This window comes from Vibrio chagasii (assembly GCA_041879415.1).
Classification (GTDB): domain Bacteria; phylum Pseudomonadota; class Gammaproteobacteria; order Enterobacterales; family Vibrionaceae; genus Vibrio.
In genome coordinates this window covers 932,138-949,253 of sequence record CP090852.1, presented here as the reverse complement: position 1 = coordinate 949,253, position 17,116 = coordinate 932,138, and the positions used below count along the sequence as shown (strand labels likewise).

Here is a 17,116-nt window from a genome sequence, read left to right as displayed (position 1 = left end):
ATGTGCTACCAGTGTTTACCTATTTCAGTATGGAAATTTTCTGCAATATCACGTCCATTGCTTCCGGCTAAAGCGCGGCCAGCAATAAATGACTTTGCAGACAGATTCTTAAACAAATGCAGATCGTCTGGCACAATACCACCAGTAATGGATAGTTCAATTCCTATATCCGATAATTTCTGCATTTTTATCAAATCTTCTTCGGTCCAGCTCACACCAGCCAGTTCCGCATCGCGTGAACGGTGATAAATTGCTTGCGTTATACCCATATCGACCCAAGCGCGCGCGTCATCCATCGTCCAGTGGCCGTACAGTTCAATTTGTACTTCACCGTTAAACTCGTCAGTGACTTTCTTCGCTGAGCGGATAGTTTCAATGTGAGCGGCTGCGCTAACGGTTACCCAGTTGGCACCGGCTTCCATTGCTAGACGGGTCAAAATTGCGCTCGCATCGGTGATTTTCATATCACACACGATAGTGTGGTTTGGGTACTTTTCTCTCAGGATTCTTACGCTGTCTACGCCGTGAGCAAAGGCCAGAATCGTCCCGATTTCAATCACGTCGAGCTTGTCAGCGACATGCTCAATAGACGCGAGTGCGGTATCAATATCCGTAGCATCAAGCGCCATTTGTAACAAAGGCTTAGATGGTTTTAGTAAGGACTTAGGCATCCATTTCTTCCTCAAATTGTTTAAACAACTGAACCAGTCGTTGGTAGTGCTTGTATTTCTTCTGATATTTTTCGTAGTTTGCTAGGTTCGGCTCAACACGAGAAGCTGAGTGAGTAACGCTTTGCGTGCACTCTGCTAAAGAAGCAAATTCACCAGCGCCAACCATAGCCATCATGGCTGCGCCAAGTGACCCTGTTTCATCTACGTCGGAGACTTCAACTGTCATTCCGGTAAGGTCTGCCAGCATTTGCATCCAAACAGGGCTGGAGGCAGGACCGCCCGTCACTTTCAGCAGATCCGCTTTCGGGAAACGCTGACGCATACGTTCAAGATGAAGGTTGTGACAGAATAGAATGCCTTCCCAAATCGCTTGAATTAGATGGCCTTTGGTGTGGTGAGACTGTAATCCGTAGAAGCCAGATTTAAGCCCTAAGCCTTGGTTTGAACCATAAAGGAATGGCACGAAGTAGACCGAGCTAGATGCCGGGTCTAATGCATCGACTAATGCTTGATTCTGAGCATGGTCGAGCTTGCCATTTTCACCAAGGTAGTCAGCAAACCACTCATAGTTACCTGCTGAGGTTGGGCTTGCTTCATGAATGATGTATTCCCCATCGACCGCATAGTGGCCATAGACAAAGTTGTGCGTCTCTTGAGTGACTTGCTTGGAAATACCAGAGGTTACTGCCCAAGTGCCCATCACATAATTCAAGGTGTCTTCTGATGAATTAATACCAGAGCAGATGGCTGTTGAAACCACATCAAATAGACCACCAAAGACTGGAGTGCCAAGTGCAAGGCCTGTCTCTTCAGCGATAGCGGCTGTAATTTTGCCTGCTTGCTGCTGAGGTTTTACTACCGGTGGCAGCGCATCCCAGATCTCTTCAATACCGAAGGTTGTCAGCAGTGCTTTATCGTACTCGCCAGTAATGGAGTTGAAGACATTGCTTTCTGAGATGTTGGTCAGTTCAGCGGCAACTTCACCTGTTAAGCGATAACGTAGGTAATCGTGCGACATCATGACCGCTCCGATTTGGTCGTAGCGCTGACGGTCGTTCTCTTTGATCCAGCGAATGATCGATACTGGGTGACCTGTCCACAGAGTCTGCAATGTGGTCGGGTAGATCTCTTGTGCTTTGCCTTGCTCTAACCACTCTTTAACGATGGGTAGCGAGCGAGAGTCTGACGACATGATGCCGTGGCCCAAGTTTTTGCCTTGCTTGTCTAGCAGGTAAACACCTTTACCTTGCGCTGAAATACTTAAGCCTTTGATGGCTGTTGGCTCAACCTGTGTGGTTTCAAGTAGCTGTTTAATCACGGCTACAGCGTTGCCCCACAGCGCGTCTAGGTCACGTTCTACCCAACCTTGCTTTTCGTTAATGACGCTCGCTGAGACACGTGCCAAGCCTTGCTGTTCGCCTTTGGCATTAAACAGCGCGGCTTTCATAAAGGTACCGCCAGAATCAATTCCGATGTAGTAATTCATTATTTGGCATCCAGTAAGTCATTGTGAATTTTTACTACCAACTTTCTAACAATCGAGCTGTCGTCATTTTCAATGTTGGTGATATGAACGGTATCGGGTGTGAAGAGATAGAACTGCTGCGGTTTGGCATGAATAAAGTTCAGTTCAACACCTTCGAACTCATAAAACTGCAGATCTCTCTGTTCGTTGTAAGGTTCTACGAGCTTGTGGTCACCAGTGTCTTTAGACCAAGCCATGATCTCTGAACCTTTAAGTACAATTTGTAGATCTGAGTAGTGCTTATGTACTTCTGGCTTAAAGCATGCGAGTGGTTCTTTTTTGTATTCCAGTACAACGAACCAAGCTTGGTCTGCATCAAAACCAGGCAAGGTGTGGCGGCCAATCGCTAGAGCATCGGTATCTAGACTGTTGATATGCTCAAGCACATTTTGAACAGCGACTGGGTAGCTTCGGGTAAATTTAGAGGGTTGAGTATTTCCGACTAGCATAAAATTCTCTATTTAAATAAGCGGCTTAAAAGCTCTGCGAGCCCTGTCTTGTCATCGTTATTTTTTTCTGTGACAAGGTGTGCGGTGTTTTTAACGGTGTCGTCGGCATTGTGCATGGCTACGCCGAGACCTGCGGCTTGCAGCATCGAGATATCGTTGTGGTTATCACCAACAGCGACACACTCTTCAAGGCGGATGCCTAGTGGCTCGATGTAACGAGTAAGTGCATTGCCTTTACTGTTTCCTTTCGCTGCGAAATCGACGCGATCGATCCAAGAACGCTCGCCATTAAAGTGGTCTTGGACAAATGGAAGTTTGGCGAATTGGTCGACTTCTCCCTCGACGACAAATTTCCAAACGTACTCAGATGCAGCGGCTTCATGATGGAAGTCGTCGACTTTCTGGATGTTCGGACGTTTCGCTGGTGGAAATGTCTCTGACCATTCAAGTAGCGCTTCCATGTATTCGATAGGGCGACTTTTTGAGTAGAGCATGGCGTCACGCACATACATCACCATCTTGAGAGCATGGGCTTGAGAAAGCGTGATAAATTCAGCAGCCATCTGTTTGTCGATGGCATTCTCTTCAAGAACGGTATTGGTTTGGTAATCAAATATATAAGTGCCGTTACAGCAAATGATCGGCGTCGATAACCCCAACTGTTCGTAGTAAGGTTTAGCAGCAACATGGTGACGGCCTGTTACTATCACCACATGTGTGTTTTTTGCGATGCTCTTGATAGCGTCGATTAACTCTTGGCTGATGGTGTGCTGAGAGCTGAGCACTGTTCCATCGAGATCGAGAGCTAGAAGCTTATGTTTACAAGACTTGAGCGGTGATGACGTATGCATGTGCGAGGCCTTACTTCTGTCCGTAGTATGAGTTCTTGCCGTGTTTACGGTTGTAGTGCTTATCAAGCAGTTCTGGTTGAATCGCGACCTCTGGGCTGATTGAGCGGGTTGCGGTTGCCATTGCTGCGATTTCTTCCATCACAACAGCGTTGTGGACAGCATCTGAACCATCTTTACCCCAAGTAAACGGTGCGTGACCGGCAATGATTGCACCTGGCATTGCTTGCGGATCAATATCGCGTTGGTTGAATTCTTCGATGATCACAAGACCCGTGTTTTTCTCGTACTCAGATTCAATTTCTGCTTTGGTAAGGAGTCGGGTACAAGGTACATCGCCGTAGAAGTAGTCGGCATGTGTGGTACCTAGTGCTGGAATGTCTCGGCCTGCTTGAGCCCAAATCGTCGCGTTGCGAGAGTGCGTATGAACAATGCCGCCAATTGATGGAAACGCTTTGTAGAGTTCAATATGAGTTGCGGTATCGCTAGATGGGTTCATTGTCCCTTCAACACGATTACCTTCAAGGTCGACAACCACAATATCGTCTGCCGCCATTACATCGTATTCAACACCAGAAGGTTTAATCGCAATGACACCACGCTCGCGGTCGATTTCAGAGACGTTACCCCAAGTGAAAGTCACAAGGCCGTATTTAGGAAGTTGTAAGTTAGCTGCGAGAACGCGTTCTTTTAATTCTTGGTACATAGTGATTTGCCAATGTTCAATAAGTAGAAGTCAGAAGGATGGAAATTAAGGCTGCCTCAGTGGATTGGCTGGACAGCCTTCATCGGTTGATGTGCTTTAGGTTTACTTAGCTGCAACCTTGATCTTGTTGATCATCACATCACCGTTTTTCTCAATGTATGCGTTCCATACTGGTTGAATCGCTTCTTGGAAGGCTTTGCCATCAACGTCGCGGTTAACTTGCATACCATTCGCTTCAAGCTGAGAAATCATTTGCTCTTCTTTCTCAACGCTTAGCTTACGTTGCATTGCGACTGCTTCAGCCGATACTTCTTCGATGATTTTTTGTTCTTCAGCACTTAGTTTGTTGAACTTGCGTAGGTTCATCGTCAGAACCAATGGTGAGTAAGCGTGCTGTGTCAGGCTTAGGTACTTTTGTACTTCGTCAAACTTGAACGACAGCGTTACTGGAATTGGGTGGTCCTGTGAATCAACAACGCCTGTTTCAAGTGCTGTGTATAGCTCAGAAACTGGTAGCTGTTGTGGGTTAGCACCTAGCTCGTTGAACATATCGTTCAGTGCTTTAGAGCCGTTTACACGCATTTGCAGACCTTCAACATCAGAAGGAACACGAATAGGTTTTTCGTTGTTGGTCATGTTGCGGTAACCGTTCTCAGGGAAACCAAGACCTTTCAGACCGAATTTCTCGAACTTAGTTAGCACTTCTTTACCCGGTTCACCGTCCAGTACTTTGTATGCCGTTTGGCGGTCTGGGAACATGAACGGCAGAGTGAATGCTGCTGATTCAGGCATCAGGCCGTTGTAGTTGTTCAAACCAACCATCGTTAAATCAACGATGCCAGCACGAGAACCGTCGATCATCTGCTTATCACTGCCTAGCTGACCTTGAGGGTATACGTTGACTTTGATTTCGCCATTTGAACGAGCTTCTACTTCTTTCTTAAAGAAAAGAGATAGGTCTTGTTGCAGGTCAGACTCTGGTGCAGCGTGTGCAAGCTTAAGAGTTGTTGCAGCAAACGTGTTAGCGCTCATCGCGATGGTTGAAGCAAGTAGAGTCATTTTTAGTAGGGTTTTCATTATTATTTTCTCCGTCGAGGATTAACCAATGACATACGACATTGGCACAGTGATAATGCTAGGGAAGATGACAAACAGTGTGAGTAGGGCCATGTATGCAGCAATGAAGGGTAGTACGCCTTTCACAGCAGTCGACATTGGCACTCGAGCTACACCACACACTACGTTCAGTACGGTGCCTACTGGAGGCGTAATCAGACCAATTGAACAGTTGATAACGAACAACAGGCCAAAGTAAGTTGGGTCGATTCCAGCCATTTTGATAACAGGCATCAGTAGCGGAACCAGAATAAGAATGGTCGGGCTTAAATCCATCACCATGCCAACACACAGAACAAGCAGCATGATTACGGCCATTAGTAGTCGAGGGCTATCGACCAGTGGACCTAACATTTCAGCAAGCTGTTGTGGTAATTGAGCGACAGTAATTAGCCAAGCTGCCACCATGGCACAGCCAACCAAGAACATAACCATTGCTGTAGAGCGGCCAGCATTAAGTACAATGTGGTAGAAGCTCTTTAGCGTTAGCTCTTTATAAACAAACGTTGAGATGAAGATTGCGTACGCTGCTGCGACAACCGCCGCCTCTGTTGGGGTAAAGATGCCGAAGCGGATACCCACAATGATGATGACAGGCAAGAATAGAGCCCAGATACCATCTTTAAGTGCTGCGCGTTTTTCTGCTTTGGTTGCGCGCTCAGAGGTTGCTAAGTTCTCTTTGCGAACCGTCATGCGCCACACAAACATCAATGTCATACCCATCAATAGGCCAGGAACAATACCGCCTAAGAAAAGGTTTTTAATTGAAATACCGCCGGCAACACCGACTAAGATAAGTGGAATTGAAGGTGGGATAACCGGGGCGATGATGCCGCCTGAAGCGAGCAGACCCATTGATGGTGCTTCTGGGTATTTAGCTGCTTTCATCATTGGGTAAAGGATACTTACCAATGCTGCTGCATCTGCTACCGCTGAACCTGAAAGGCCGGCAAGTAGAACCGAAGTCATGATGGCTACGTAACCCAAGCCACCTTGGCGGTGACCAACATACGTAGTAGCTAGTCGAACAATACGTTGTGACAAGCCGCCCGACGCCATTACTTCACCAGCAATTAGGAAGAATGGGATTGCGAGTAGCGTAAAGCTGTCGACACCATTAATTAAAGACTGCGCAAGAATGTCCGCACTAAAGAAATCCATGTGCAGCATCAGTGCCATTGAAGACAATAGCAGTGCAAACGCAACAGGAAGACCAAGTAAGATTGAGACAATCAATACCGATAAGAAAATGGCTAACGTCATTATTCTTTCTCCTCTTCTAAGCTATCTAGTTGCCAGTCAGGGTTGAAGATTCGAACAAACGCAATCACACCCATTAACACGCCTGACACCACGCCAGCTAAATAAAATAATGCTGAAGGAAGCCCTGTAAGTTGAGAAATATCTGACCAGTTAGACATCATTTGACGGTATGAACCGATATAAAGCATGCCGACTGAAACCAGTACTACCACCCAACAAATTCGTCTTAGTACGGGTACTGCTTTAGGGAAAAGTCGTTCAGAAAATTCCGCAACAGCGAGGTGCTCACCTCGGCGCAGCACAACGGCTGCACCGAGCATCACAATCCATACAAGACCAAGGCGAGATAGTTCTACAGAGGGACGAAGACCAGAGGAAAAGCCGTAACGCAGCACTACGTTTGTGAAGACCAGTACAATCATACAAGTCAGAATAACGGCCATGATGACGTCGATACTTTTCCAAATACTCTTAAATACACTTTGCATAAAGCTTTCCCCACCTCAGGCTAATTACAGAGACGTAATTTGGTCCCAGATTCCATCGTTGATTTCAATACCGCCAGCCGCTGCGTGCTTGTCGATGAAGTTCTGAATTTCAGAACCTGCAATCATTACTGAACCTGTTTCTGCTGGCTCTGATGCCAAGACGTAGTCACGGATACGCTTCATCTCTTGTGCGTATTGGCCTTCACCCATTGTTTTGCTCAGGTCAATCGCGATAAGGAATTGTGAAACGCCGAATTCGCCGCCCATGTCTTCTGTTAGTGCTGGAACTGAGTTGCCACCAGTGATTGCGGTTAGCATCATGTCTAGCACGATTGCCATTGAAGAGCCTTTCCAGAAACCCATTGGCAGTAGACGTTTGTTTTCCCAAAGTACGTGTGGGTCTTTGGTTAGGTTGCCTTCGTTGTCGAAGCCACCCACAACAGGAAGTTCTTTGTCTGCAAGTACGAAGTTTTGTAGTTGTCCGTATGAGAATTGTGTCATTGAGCAGTCAACCACGACTGGTGGATCGCCTGCGATCGCCATGATCAGAGGGTTAGAACCAACGCGGTGATCTTTACCACCCCAAGCTGGCATTACTGCAATAGAGTTTGTTGATGCGATACCTGCAAAGCCTTCACGAGCCATTTTCAGAACGTACGCACCGCCACGCATCCAGTGGTTTGAGTTACGCATACCCACCATGCCGATACCGTAGTCACGAGCCAGTTCCATTGCACGTTCAGCACAGATAAGACCGTTCAGTACGCCAGGGCCAAAATTACAATCCCATTGCTCAAGTGCACCCATGCTGTTCACACATTCAGGCTCTGCGTTAAGCTTGATTTGACCTTTGTCTACTTGGTCAATGAACACTGGGAAACGGTTGATGCCGTGCGAATAAGTACCCTCATTAGCCATCTCAACAAAACCTGCGGCAAGCTTGGTTGCCATCTCTGGTTTCATGTCTCGAGCTAGTAGGATTCGTTCATATTCTTGTTGTAGTTTTTCAGTGGATACTAAAGGCATCTCTGTTCTCCGATAATGTAAATTCCATAATGCGGAATGAATTATTGTTGAGATTCCAAATTAATACTGTGAGCAAAGTGGCGCTTTATTTTCTTATTAAGTTTTTCTCTAATAACTGTTAACGAGTTAAAAAATGAAACAAAAAGATTCTTTAATTCCATAATGCGGAACAAAAAGCGTGCCCAGGATCAGGTTTCCAAGACTAAATCGAATGAAATTCGATAATTTAGCGGGAATAAACTTGTCAAATTATGGAATTTGAGCAAACCGTAACTTTACTGAATATAAAATAGTGGTGTTGAAATCTGAGGGAGCGGTCAAATTCAGAGAGGGAAATGCGCACTGTTGGCCTCTCTTCTATATAGTGGTTTTGTTGTTTTGGAATTATTTTGGTAAATCTTCGTTAAGTGTTGGAGTCAGCTTTTATGAAAATAGTTATCGCACCAGATTCGTTTAAAGAATCTTTATCGGCGGTATCGGTGGCGGCGTGTATTGAAAAAGGTTTTCGTGAAGTCTTCCCCGACGCGGATTACGTGACCTTGCCTCTGGCTGATGGCGGTGAGGGCACGGTGGATGTTTTGCTGCAAGGTTTATCCGGGGAAAAGCGAGTAACGCAGGTTGAAGGGCCGTTGGGTGAACGTGTAAACGCAGAATGGGCGATGCTTGAGCCATCCGCACGAACCTCGAAAAAAATGGCACTGATTGAGATAGCGGCGGCATCGGGTTTAGATTTACTAACGCCAGAGCTGCGTAATCCGTTGGTGGCTTCTTCATACGGTACAGGTCAGCTCATTTTAGAAGCGATGAAGCAGGGCGCTCAAACGATCATTCTTGGCTTAGGTGGCAGTGCAACCAACGATGGCGGCGCGGGGATTGCTCAAGCGTTAGGTGGTAAGTTGCTCGACAGTACAGGGCAAGAGCTCAGCCGAGGCGGTGCCGTGTTATCGGAGTTAGCTTCTATTGATTTAGCTGACATAGATTCGCGCTGCACGGATATCGAACTGATTGTTGCGTGTGATGTTGATAATCCGTTATGCGGTGATAATGGTGCCAGCCATATCTTCGGCCCACAAAAGGGAGCAACTCCGGAACAAGTTTTGATGCTTGATAACGCCCTTGCTCACTTCGCACAAGTTTCTGAGTCACAAGGTTGTGTTAACGGTGAACAGTCGGTTTACGAACGTACCGGTTATGGCGCGGCTGGTGGCACACCGATGGGGCTGAGTTTGCTATTCAACATGCAGATTAAACCGGGCATTGAGATGGTGCTTGATGTATTACAAGCTGATGAGATATTGAAAGGTGCCGACCTTGTGATTACGGGGGAAGGGCAGATGGACAATCAAACTCTGCAAGGAAAAACACCTTATGGCATTGCTAAACGAGCGAGTCTACAGGGTATTCCGACGATTGGGATTGCAGGCTCGTTGGGAACTCAAGTTGAGGCTTTGTATGGTGAAATGGCCAGTCTATTCGGAACCGTACGTTCTCCCCAGCCTCTTGAACAAGTGCTGCAAGAAGCCGCATTGAATCTAACCAGAACAGCAAGAAATATTGCATCAACGCTGAAATTAGGTCAGACGATTCTGAAATAAAGTATTGTTATACAGGTGCTTAGTTAACTCAGTCGTTCGATAGGTTTTATAGATAGCAACGATAAATATAAACGATTATATTTTCCGGCAACTCAGGTCTATTCTTTACCCATATTATTTTAGTGGTTTTTAAAGTATTGAATCCACTTAAATCGAAGATATGGCAACGATGCGATATCTTTTACCTTAAGGAATAGACCATGAGTAAAAAACTAACTACAGCTGCGGGTTGTCCTGTTGCTCATAACCAGAATGTTCAAACGGCGGGCAAACGTGGCCCACAGCTTCTACAAGATGTTTGGTTTTTAGAGAAATTGGCTCACTTTGATCGTGAAGTGATTCCAGAGCGTCGCATGCACGCGAAAGGCTCAGGTGCTTACGGTACATTTACCGTGACCCACGATATTACCAAGTACACCAAGGCAAAACTGTTCTCTGAAGTTGGCAAGAAAACCGACTTGTTTGCACGTTTTACGACAGTAGCGGGCGAGCGTGGCGCGGCTGACGCAGAGCGTGATATCCGTGGTTTTGCATTGAAATTCTATACTGAAGAAGGTAACTGGGACATGGTGGGTAACAACACGCCTGTGTTCTTCTTACGTGATCCTCTTAAATTCCCAGATCTAAACCATGCGGTGAAACGCGACCCACGCACCAACATGCGCAGCGCGAAGAACAACTGGGATTTCTGGACTTCTCTACCTGAAGCACTTCACCAAATCACTATCGTAATGAGTGATCGTGGTATCCCTGCGACTTACCGCCACATGCACGGTTTTGGTAGCCACACGTTCAGCTTTATCAACAGTGACAATGAGCGTTTCTGGGTTAAATTCCATTTCAAATCTCAGCAAGGTATTAAGAACTTGTCGGATGCTGAAGCAGCGAAGCTGATCGGCGAAGATCGTGAAAGTCATCAACGTGACCTGCTAGAAAGCATCGATAACCAAGACTTCCCGAAATGGACACTTAAAGTTCAAGTGATGCCAGAAGCGGACGCAGCGAAAGTACCTTACAACCCATTCGATCTTACTAAGATCTGGCCACATGCAGACTACCCATTGATTGAAGTAGGTGAGCTAGAGCTTAACCGTAACCCTGAAAACTTCTTCGCTGAAGTAGAGCAGTCAGCATTCAACCCTGCTAACGTGGTTCCGGGTATCAGCTTCTCTCCAGACAGAATGCTACAAGGTCGCTTGTTTGCTTACGGTGATGCGCAGCGCTACCGTTTAGGTGTGAACCATCAGCATATTCCAGTGAATGCACCTCGTTGCCCAGTCCACAGCTACCACCGTGACGGTGCGATGCGTGTCGATGGTAACTTTGGCAGCACACTAGGTTATGAGCCAAACAATGAAGGCCAATGGGCAGAGCAACCAGATTTTGCAGAACCAGCATTGAATCTTGACGGTGCGGCAGCGCATTGGGACCACCGTGAAGATGAAGATTACTTCTCACAACCGGGTGATTTGTTCCGCTTAATGACTGCAGAACAACAAGCAATCCTGTTCGATAACACAGCACGTAACTTAGGCGGCGTGCCTAAAGAGATTCAGCTGCGTCACCTAAGACACTGTTACAAGGCTGACCCAGCATACGGTGAAGGTATTGGTAAGCTGCTTGAAATCGATGTGAGTGAATTTAAGTCATAATCGATTGGCTTGATTTGTTAAATGAAAGGCCGTTGAGTTAATCACTCAATGGCCTTTTTTGTTACCTGTTTTAAATAAGTAATTAAGTTATTGAATCTTAGCCTATTACCTAACGATAGCTTTTTCCTATCGAAGTAATAAATTATGCCCATTATCTTTATGATTTGGGTGGGATTATCCTACGGCTATCAGTTTATAAAGTAGTAGAGTTTGAGATGAGTAAAAGTGCATTAATCGTTGAGGGTGGGGCAATGAGAGGCATCTTTGCAGCCGGAGTATTAGACGCCTTTATGCAAGATGATTTTCGTCCTTATGATTTTGCGATTGGTGTATCTGCGGGTGTGTCGAATCTGGTTGGTTACTTATCTCAGGCGCCAAAACGCAGCTACAGTGTGATTACCACGATGGCGACCGATAAAATGTTCTTTAATCCAGCTCGCTTCGCTAAAGGTGGCAACTTGGTTGACGTGAAGTGGTTATGGAATGAATCAAACCAACGTTACCCACTGGATTGGGGAGAGCTATTTTCAAGCATTCCACTTATTGCAGCGGTGACTAACGTTGACACAGGCAGTGCAGACTACTATCACATCAAGCCAGAAAATCTCTCGAACGTGGTTGAGGCAACAACTGCCCTACCTATCGCTTATCGTGAAACACCGTGTTTCTCTGGTGGTTGTTATACCGATGGTGGGGTCGCGGACTCAATCCCAGTTCGTGAAGCATACCGCCGCGGTGCACGAGAGATAACTGTGATTCTTTCCCATCCACTGAGCTACCGAATGAAGCCGCAGAAATATCAATGGATGCTGAAAAAGCTGTTAAAGAAATTCCCCAACATTGCAGAGTCGATGGCGGTGCGTGCTGAAAACTATAACCAATCATTGGAGTTCATTCGTAATCCACCAAAAGATGCGACCATTAAGGTGATAGCGCCACCTGAGGCGTTCGCGGTTAAGCGACTCACCATGGATAAAGCAGTATTGGATGCAGGTTATGAGATGGGCCTGAAAGCAGGGGAAGAACACCTGGCGATTCGCAAAGGCACCTATGGTTTAGATATCGAGGACTGCCACTTCTGCATCTAGTTCTGTTTACCATACAGGTATAAATCAAGAAGCCACGCTGTTCTCAAGAACTGGCGTGGCTTTGTATTTGTAGAGCTAGTTTGTTTTTAACTCAGTCCGTTATTGGACAAGTTCGTTGCCGCTAGTGTTGCCTGCAAAGAAAGCGTCAACGCTGGTTAGAGTTGTGTTCGCAATATTGAACAGAGCATCTTTGGTTAAGAAAGCTTGGTGACCAGTGAACAGCACGTTGTGACAAGCCGATAGACGGCGGAACACGTCATCAACAATTACGTCATTCGATTTGTCTTGGAAGAACAGTTCTTTCTCGTTGTCATACACATCAAGACCAAGCGCACCAATCTTACTCTGTTTAAGCGCTTCGATAGCCGCTGTGGAATCCAGTAGTTCACCACGGCTGGTGTTGACGATCATCACTCCGTCTTTCATCTTCTCAAATGCAGTCGCGTCTAATAGATGGTAATTCTCTTTACTCATTGGGCAGTGCAGAGAAATCACATCCGATTCTTTGTAAAGTTCGTCTAGCTCTACATATTTAGCGCCTAGCTCAACGGCTAGTGGGTTTGGGTATGGGTCGTAACATAAGATGTTCATACCCAAGCCTTTCAGAATACGCATGGTCGCTAGGCCAATTTTACCGGAACCAATCACACCCACAGTTTTGCCGTAGAAGTTAAAGCCAACCAAACCTTCTAGAGAGAAGTTTGCATCACGAGTGCGTTGGTATGCCTTGTGAAGTTTACGGTTCAAACACATCATCATGCCGACAGTGTGCTCAGCTACTGACTCTGGTGAATAAGCAGGAACGCGCACCACTTGCAAGCCAAGCTCTTTGGCTGCGTCTAGGTCGACCTTGTCAAAGCCAGCACAGCGCATTGCAATCAGTTTTGTACCGCCTTGTGCAAGAATCTCTAACACTTCTCGCGATAGGTCGTCGTTTACAAATGCACAAACCACTTCATTGTCGTGCGCCATTTTCGCTGTGGTTGTGGTGAGGCGAAAATCATGGAAATGAAACTCAGCGTTGAGTTCGCCTTTCGCAAGGTTGAATGATTTTTCGTCGTATGATTTTGAGCTAAAAAAAGCAATGTTGAGCATGGCTTCCTCTCTTACCTTAAAAATGAATACCCCAATTATGTTTATTTGATAAGGGGTAAAAGCTAACAACTCCGTTCAGTGTGCTAGAGTTTTTTTGTATTGTCTATCACCATTAGTCATTGTAATTACTATGGTTATTTGGTCTCTTGTTGTTATTTACTGAACATCAAAAATCACATTACGATGTAGCTTGCTTATAAGTTCATCAATGCAGAATCGGTCTTACTTTCGAGTATTGAACATTTTCTTGGTCTCTTTTTCTGACCAGAAGTTAATGTTGAATTGCGCGTCGTCACTCAGTTCTACTCGGTGCCAATATTGAGGTGGACTAGTGGCAAATTGCCCTGCTTCAATAGTGATAACGGTTTCCGGTTCTGTCGCTTCTGCATCGGCAAAGCCATAGAAAGTGACGGTGCCTTCCATTACGCAGATCTGACCAAACACGCCTTCTGCTGTATTGTGATGATTGAGCAATGCTGCTGGGATGTTGTCTTTAGTGAAAAACGGTGTTGAACGTTGGATTTTCCAGTGAGAAGGAATACGTAAATGACTCATATAGAACCTCTTATTTAACTTTAACTGTTCTTTGAAATAGATACTTCGGTGTTTTAGGTGGCCTATCTTTACCAGTAATTTTCACTGCTGAATTGACCAGGCTTCCTACGTAAGTGTTTTTCGAAACCTAAACTTGTTAGCGCGTCACTTGTGTCACGAACCATTTGCGGATTGCCGCAAAGGTAGAAGAAACTGCGGGTTTGATTGAAAGTGACAGACGCGGCTTGCTCGAGGTCGCCTCCAAGTAACAAACTTGGGATTCGTCCGCGCAAAGTTCCGGTAACTGATTCTCTAGAAATAATTGGCACATATTTAAGTCTCCCTTGAAAGTGATCAACGAGTTGAGTGATACGATCGCGATAAGTCAGGTCTTGCTCTGTTCTTACGGCATGCACCAGAACCAGGTTTTTGAATGAAGAGGCTTTGTCTGAAGCCAACTCATTTTGCTGTATCTGCATGCTCTCAAGCATTGAGATAAACGGGCCTACCGCGGTTCCGGTTGAAAGCATCCATAGATCGTCGGCGATCTCTGGGATTTCATCTAATGTCATAAAACCACTTGGGTCTTTCCCGACAAAGATGTCATCGCCAGCTTGCAATTCGTGAAGTTGAGGCGAGAGCTGACCGTTCTGATCCTTAATAATCAAAAACTCTAGATGCTGATGGCCTTGCTCATGCTCTGGTGCATTCACCATGGAATAAGCACGTCTCACGAACTCACCTTCGTTATTGAGCAAACCAAGCTTAGTAAACTGGCCTGCTTGATAAGAAGAGACAGGTGCACTGACTTGGAGTGAGAACAATTGATCTGTCCATTCTGTCTTGTTTAGGACTTTGCCTGTGACTAAACCATGAGGAATATCTGTCATATCATCACCTTTAAGAAGAGAAGTTATCTCATTAAGGATACTCAACTATTTACACTTTAGAGTTGCATGTACCATGCCAATAATGAGAATGCTTATCAATACTGGGTTTAAGGGTGATTGTTGGAGCTAATGCTGTCAAAAAGACAACGTCAACATTGTGTCCAAATGACTCCTTTGTGTATTTTGGTTTCTTTTTAATAGGCTTTAGCAAGTTGAATACTGTTGAAATGGGTTGAGTGGTTTGACCCCTAGGATATTCAACCAATTACTGAAGAGAATAATTTATAGATGCGTATAATGGCGGCTTTCGTTCTCAATATAACTGTGTTTTATGCTTGATAATCTTCGTATGGCCTTGAACGTATTGTTCGTGACCATTAATACTGCATTCACCGCATTGGCTGTGAGTTTGTTTGCCCTAATCAAACTTATTTTGCCAATCTCTGTCGTTCAAAAATCATGCACTCGCTTAGCTAACTTCACATTCTGGTGCTGGGCTTCTCTCAATTTATGGATGTTGAACGCCAACAACGACATCGAATGGCAAGTGGAAGGGGGAGAAGATATTTCGACCAAGCAGTGGTATTTGATGATGTCTAACCACCTAAGCTGGGCGGATATTGTGATTTTGTCTTCGATCTTAAAAGACAAAATGCCGATGACTAAGTACTTCTTGAAACACGAATTGCTGTACGTACCATTTGTTGGTTTGGCATGCTGGGGTTTAGATATGCCATTCATGAGACGTCACTCTCGTGAGTTTCTATTACGTAACCCTGAACGCCGTAATGATGACTTCAATGCAATCAATAAAGCGTGTACTAAGTTCAAATTAGCACCGACAACATTGGTTAACTTTGTTGAAGGGACTCGTGCAAACCATGAGAAACTTGTGTCAGCGAAAACTCCTTACCGCCATCTATTGAAGCCGAAAACGGGTGGTGTGGCTTTTGCCTTATCTGCAATGGGCCCAATTTTGGATGGCATCGTGGATGTGACTTTAGCTTACCCTGAAAACCAAACCTCTCCGTTTGAAGATATGCTGAAAGGCAAAATGACTAAGGTCGTTGTGCGTATTAAATTGCATCCAATGGATGAGAACGTGAATGGTAACTACTTCGAAGATAAGGCATTTAAACGTCGCTTCCATAGCTGGTTAAACAACACTTGGAAAGAGAAAGATGCCTACCTTGATACGATCTATGGGGGTGATAAGCCTTCTTAGGTAGAGACAGTTGATGAGGCTGATAAGCTTTATAAGAAACAAGAGCAGTAAGCTCAAACTGAACAAATAGTATTAAAAAAGCCGATAGCTCATTGAACTATCGGCTTTTTTATTGATTCGACTTTCTTAACCTTCAACAATCAAGTTAGTACTTACTATGGCTGAACCGATTGGTAGGCATCAATAATATGCTTCACTTGGCTAGGTTTACCTTGTTTCTCCTGCCCTTGATGGATACGCAAGTAGTGCTGCAGTGTTTTAGCTTTGTACTGCTGAGATACCTTAATCTGCTCATCGCTGATTGGAGCCCATATCTTGTCACCGACGTTTGAAATCTCGCTTACTGTCGAAGTATCTACTCTTTCACCTCGGTTATTGCTGACCAATAAAATTTCGTAGTAGCGGCGATTCTCCTCAATCAACACCTCATCAATCAGGCCGAACTTGAGCGATTTTAAGTGGCTTCTTAGCTCAAATTGCTGATGAACAGGGCAGAGCAAGAAGTCGATTGTTTTGTCTGGATGCTGGCGGTGAATATCGTCCACAAGCTTCTGTGTTAGATCGCCACCGACTCCTGCAATGATGACCAGATGCTTGCCTGTGTGTTTTTCCAATGGGATTGCAGAGACATCCATACAGTAGACTTGCCATTGGCTAGTGACTTTTTGTTGTGCCATCTCGCTTTGGGGAAAGTAACGCGCCAGTTTGCTTTCTAGCTCGCTCATTAGGGACGGAACAATATCGACAAAGTGAATGTTAGGGGCTTTGTTATCCGCCAACAGTTGAACGCCCAAGAAGCCATGATCACAGCAACAGTCCCAAATGTGTTGGTAGTCATTACTGACAAGGGAGTGGAGAGTTTGCAGTCGGTTACTTAGCTTCATAAGGTTCGTATCGTCAGAAAGGTGAGGTTGTCGTGTTGAACGCGCATTGTAATGACTTTCT

At 45.4% G+C, this 17,116-nt stretch carries 17 protein-coding genes; 4 read left to right on the top strand and 13 right to left on the bottom strand.

Going from position 1 to position 17,116, the window contains the following annotated elements:
* Positions 1–5: 5 nt before the first annotated feature.
* The 9 genes from L0991_18060 to yiaK form a co-directional block, all read right to left on the bottom strand.
* Positions 6–671 (bottom strand): 3-keto-L-gulonate-6-phosphate decarboxylase UlaD, encoded by a 666-nt coding sequence (locus L0991_18060; GenBank protein ID XGB63936.1) that lies wholly within the window; start codon positions 669–671, stop codon positions 6–8.
* Positions 664–2,157 (bottom strand): carbohydrate kinase, encoded by a 1,494-nt coding sequence (locus L0991_18055; GenBank protein ID XGB63935.1) that lies wholly within the window; start codon positions 2,155–2,157, stop codon positions 664–666. Before L0991_18055 ends, L0991_18060 begins: the two co-directional genes overlap by 8 nt.
* A complete protein-coding gene (locus tag L0991_18050) occupies positions 2,157–2,645 on the bottom strand; it encodes a YhcH/YjgK/YiaL family protein (GenBank protein XGB63934.1) in 489 nt (162 codons plus the stop codon). Before L0991_18050 ends, L0991_18055 begins: the two co-directional genes overlap by 1 nt.
* Positions 2,646–2,653: 8 nt before the next feature.
* Positions 2,654–3,496 (bottom strand): Cof-type HAD-IIB family hydrolase, encoded by an 843-nt coding sequence (locus tag L0991_18045; protein ID XGB63933.1) that lies wholly within the window; start codon positions 3,494–3,496, stop codon positions 2,654–2,656.
* Between the two features lie 10 nt (positions 3,497–3,506).
* Positions 3,507–4,199, bottom strand: a complete 693-nt coding sequence (locus L0991_18040; protein ID XGB63932.1) for an L-ribulose-5-phosphate 4-epimerase — start codon at positions 4,197–4,199, stop codon at positions 3,507–3,509.
* A gap of 102 nt (positions 4,200–4,301) precedes the next feature.
* Positions 4,302–5,276: a DctP family TRAP transporter solute-binding subunit gene (locus tag L0991_18035; protein XGB63931.1), complete on the bottom strand. Its 975-nt coding sequence runs from the start codon at positions 5,274–5,276 to the stop codon at positions 4,302–4,304.
* Positions 5,277–5,297: 21 nt separating this feature from the next.
* Complete coding sequence (locus L0991_18030; GenBank protein ID XGB63930.1) at positions 5,298–6,578, bottom strand: TRAP transporter large permease subunit; 1,281 nt, start codon at positions 6,576–6,578, stop codon at positions 5,298–5,300.
* Positions 6,578–7,066: a TRAP transporter small permease gene (locus tag L0991_18025; GenBank protein XGB63929.1), complete on the bottom strand. Its 489-nt coding sequence runs from the start codon at positions 7,064–7,066 to the stop codon at positions 6,578–6,580. Before L0991_18025 ends, L0991_18030 begins: the two co-directional genes overlap by 1 nt.
* Positions 7,067–7,090: 24 nt before the next feature.
* Positions 7,091–8,092: a 3-dehydro-L-gulonate 2-dehydrogenase gene (yiaK, locus tag L0991_18020; GenBank protein XGB63928.1), complete on the bottom strand. Its 1,002-nt coding sequence runs from the start codon at positions 8,090–8,092 to the stop codon at positions 7,091–7,093.
* Positions 8,093–8,517: 425 nt separating this feature from the next.
* On the opposite strand from yiaK, the gene L0991_18015 reads away from it, so the two are divergent.
* The 3 genes from L0991_18015 (at position 8,518) to L0991_18005 (ending at position 12,427) form a co-directional block, all read left to right on the top strand.
* Positions 8,518–9,687 (top strand): glycerate kinase, encoded by a 1,170-nt coding sequence (locus L0991_18015; GenBank protein ID XGB63927.1) that lies wholly within the window; start codon positions 8,518–8,520, stop codon positions 9,685–9,687.
* 200 nt (positions 9,688–9,887) lie between these two features.
* A complete protein-coding gene (locus L0991_18010; GenBank protein XGB63926.1) occupies positions 9,888–11,339 on the top strand; it encodes a catalase in 1,452 nt (483 codons plus the stop codon).
* A gap of 215 nt (positions 11,340–11,554) precedes the next feature.
* On the top strand, positions 11,555–12,427 hold the full coding sequence (locus tag L0991_18005) for a patatin family protein (protein ID XGB63925.1): 873 nt from the start codon (positions 11,555–11,557) through the stop codon (positions 12,425–12,427).
* Between the two features lie 99 nt (positions 12,428–12,526).
* Here L0991_18005 and L0991_18000 read toward each other — a convergent pair whose 3' ends face one another.
* From L0991_18000 to L0991_17990, 3 genes are all read right to left on the bottom strand, one after another.
* Positions 12,527–13,522: a 2-hydroxyacid dehydrogenase gene (locus L0991_18000; GenBank protein XGB63924.1), complete on the bottom strand. Its 996-nt coding sequence runs from the start codon at positions 13,520–13,522 to the stop codon at positions 12,527–12,529.
* A gap of 222 nt (positions 13,523–13,744) precedes the next feature.
* Entirely contained in the window at positions 13,745–14,077 is a 333-nt protein-coding gene (locus L0991_17995) for a DUF1971 domain-containing protein (protein ID XGB63923.1), read from the bottom strand.
* A 68-nt stretch (positions 14,078–14,145) separates the two neighbouring features.
* Complete coding sequence (locus L0991_17990; GenBank protein ID XGB63922.1) at positions 14,146–14,946, bottom strand: ferredoxin--NADP reductase; 801 nt, start codon at positions 14,944–14,946, stop codon at positions 14,146–14,148.
* 331 nt (positions 14,947–15,277) lie between these two features.
* Between L0991_17990 and L0991_17985 the strand changes: the two genes are divergently transcribed.
* Entirely contained in the window at positions 15,278–16,171 is an 894-nt protein-coding gene (locus tag L0991_17985; protein XGB63921.1) for an acyltransferase, read from the top strand.
* A 155-nt stretch (positions 16,172–16,326) separates the two neighbouring features.
* On the opposite strand, the gene L0991_17980 is transcribed toward L0991_17985, so the two are convergent.
* A complete protein-coding gene (locus tag L0991_17980) occupies positions 16,327–17,055 on the bottom strand; it encodes a tRNA (adenine(22)-N(1))-methyltransferase TrmK (GenBank protein XGB63920.1) in 729 nt (242 codons plus the stop codon).
* Between the last annotated feature and the right edge of the window lie 61 nt (positions 17,056–17,116).

What these genes read in the sequence shown, in the direction of transcription:
- L0991_18025 (XGB63929.1), bottom strand. Translation starts at nt 7,066, where the DNA reads ATGCAAAGTGTATTTAAGAGTATTTGGAAAAGTATCGACGTCATCATG.
- L0991_18035 (XGB63931.1), bottom strand. Translation starts at nt 5,276, where the DNA reads ATGAAAACCCTACTAAAAATGACTCTACTTGCTTCAACCATCGCGATG.
- L0991_17990 (XGB63922.1), bottom strand. Translation starts at nt 14,946, where the DNA reads ATGACAGATATTCCTCATGGTTTAGTCACAGGCAAAGTCCTAAACAAG.
- L0991_18010 (XGB63926.1), top strand. Translation starts at nt 9,888, where the DNA reads ATGAGTAAAAAACTAACTACAGCTGCGGGTTGTCCTGTTGCTCATAAC.
- L0991_17980 (XGB63920.1), bottom strand. Translation starts at nt 17,055, where the DNA reads ATGAAGCTAAGTAACCGACTGCAAACTCTCCACTCCCTTGTCAGTAAT.
- L0991_18030 (XGB63930.1), bottom strand. Translation starts at nt 6,578, where the DNA reads ATGACGTTAGCCATTTTCTTATCGGTATTGATTGTCTCAATCTTACTT.
- yiaK (XGB63928.1), bottom strand. Translation starts at nt 8,092, where the DNA reads ATGCCTTTAGTATCCACTGAAAAACTACAACAAGAATATGAACGAATC.
- L0991_18005 (XGB63925.1), top strand. Translation starts at nt 11,555, where the DNA reads ATGAGTAAAAGTGCATTAATCGTTGAGGGTGGGGCAATGAGAGGCATC.
- L0991_18060 (XGB63936.1), bottom strand. Translation starts at nt 671, where the DNA reads ATGCCTAAGTCCTTACTAAAACCATCTAAGCCTTTGTTACAAATGGCG.
- L0991_18050 (XGB63934.1), bottom strand. Translation starts at nt 2,645, where the DNA reads ATGCTAGTCGGAAATACTCAACCCTCTAAATTTACCCGAAGCTACCCA.
- L0991_17995 (XGB63923.1), bottom strand. Translation starts at nt 14,077, where the DNA reads ATGAGTCATTTACGTATTCCTTCTCACTGGAAAATCCAACGTTCAACA.
- L0991_18040 (XGB63932.1), bottom strand. Translation starts at nt 4,199, where the DNA reads ATGTACCAAGAATTAAAAGAACGCGTTCTCGCAGCTAACTTACAACTT.
- L0991_18055 (XGB63935.1), bottom strand. Translation starts at nt 2,157, where the DNA reads ATGAATTACTACATCGGAATTGATTCTGGCGGTACCTTTATGAAAGCC.
- L0991_17985 (XGB63921.1), top strand. Translation starts at nt 15,278, where the DNA reads ATGCTTGATAATCTTCGTATGGCCTTGAACGTATTGTTCGTGACCATT.
- L0991_18000 (XGB63924.1), bottom strand. Translation starts at nt 13,522, where the DNA reads ATGCTCAACATTGCTTTTTTTAGCTCAAAATCATACGACGAAAAATCA.
- L0991_18045 (XGB63933.1), bottom strand. Translation starts at nt 3,496, where the DNA reads ATGCATACGTCATCACCGCTCAAGTCTTGTAAACATAAGCTTCTAGCT.
- L0991_18015 (XGB63927.1), top strand. Translation starts at nt 8,518, where the DNA reads ATGAAAATAGTTATCGCACCAGATTCGTTTAAAGAATCTTTATCGGCG.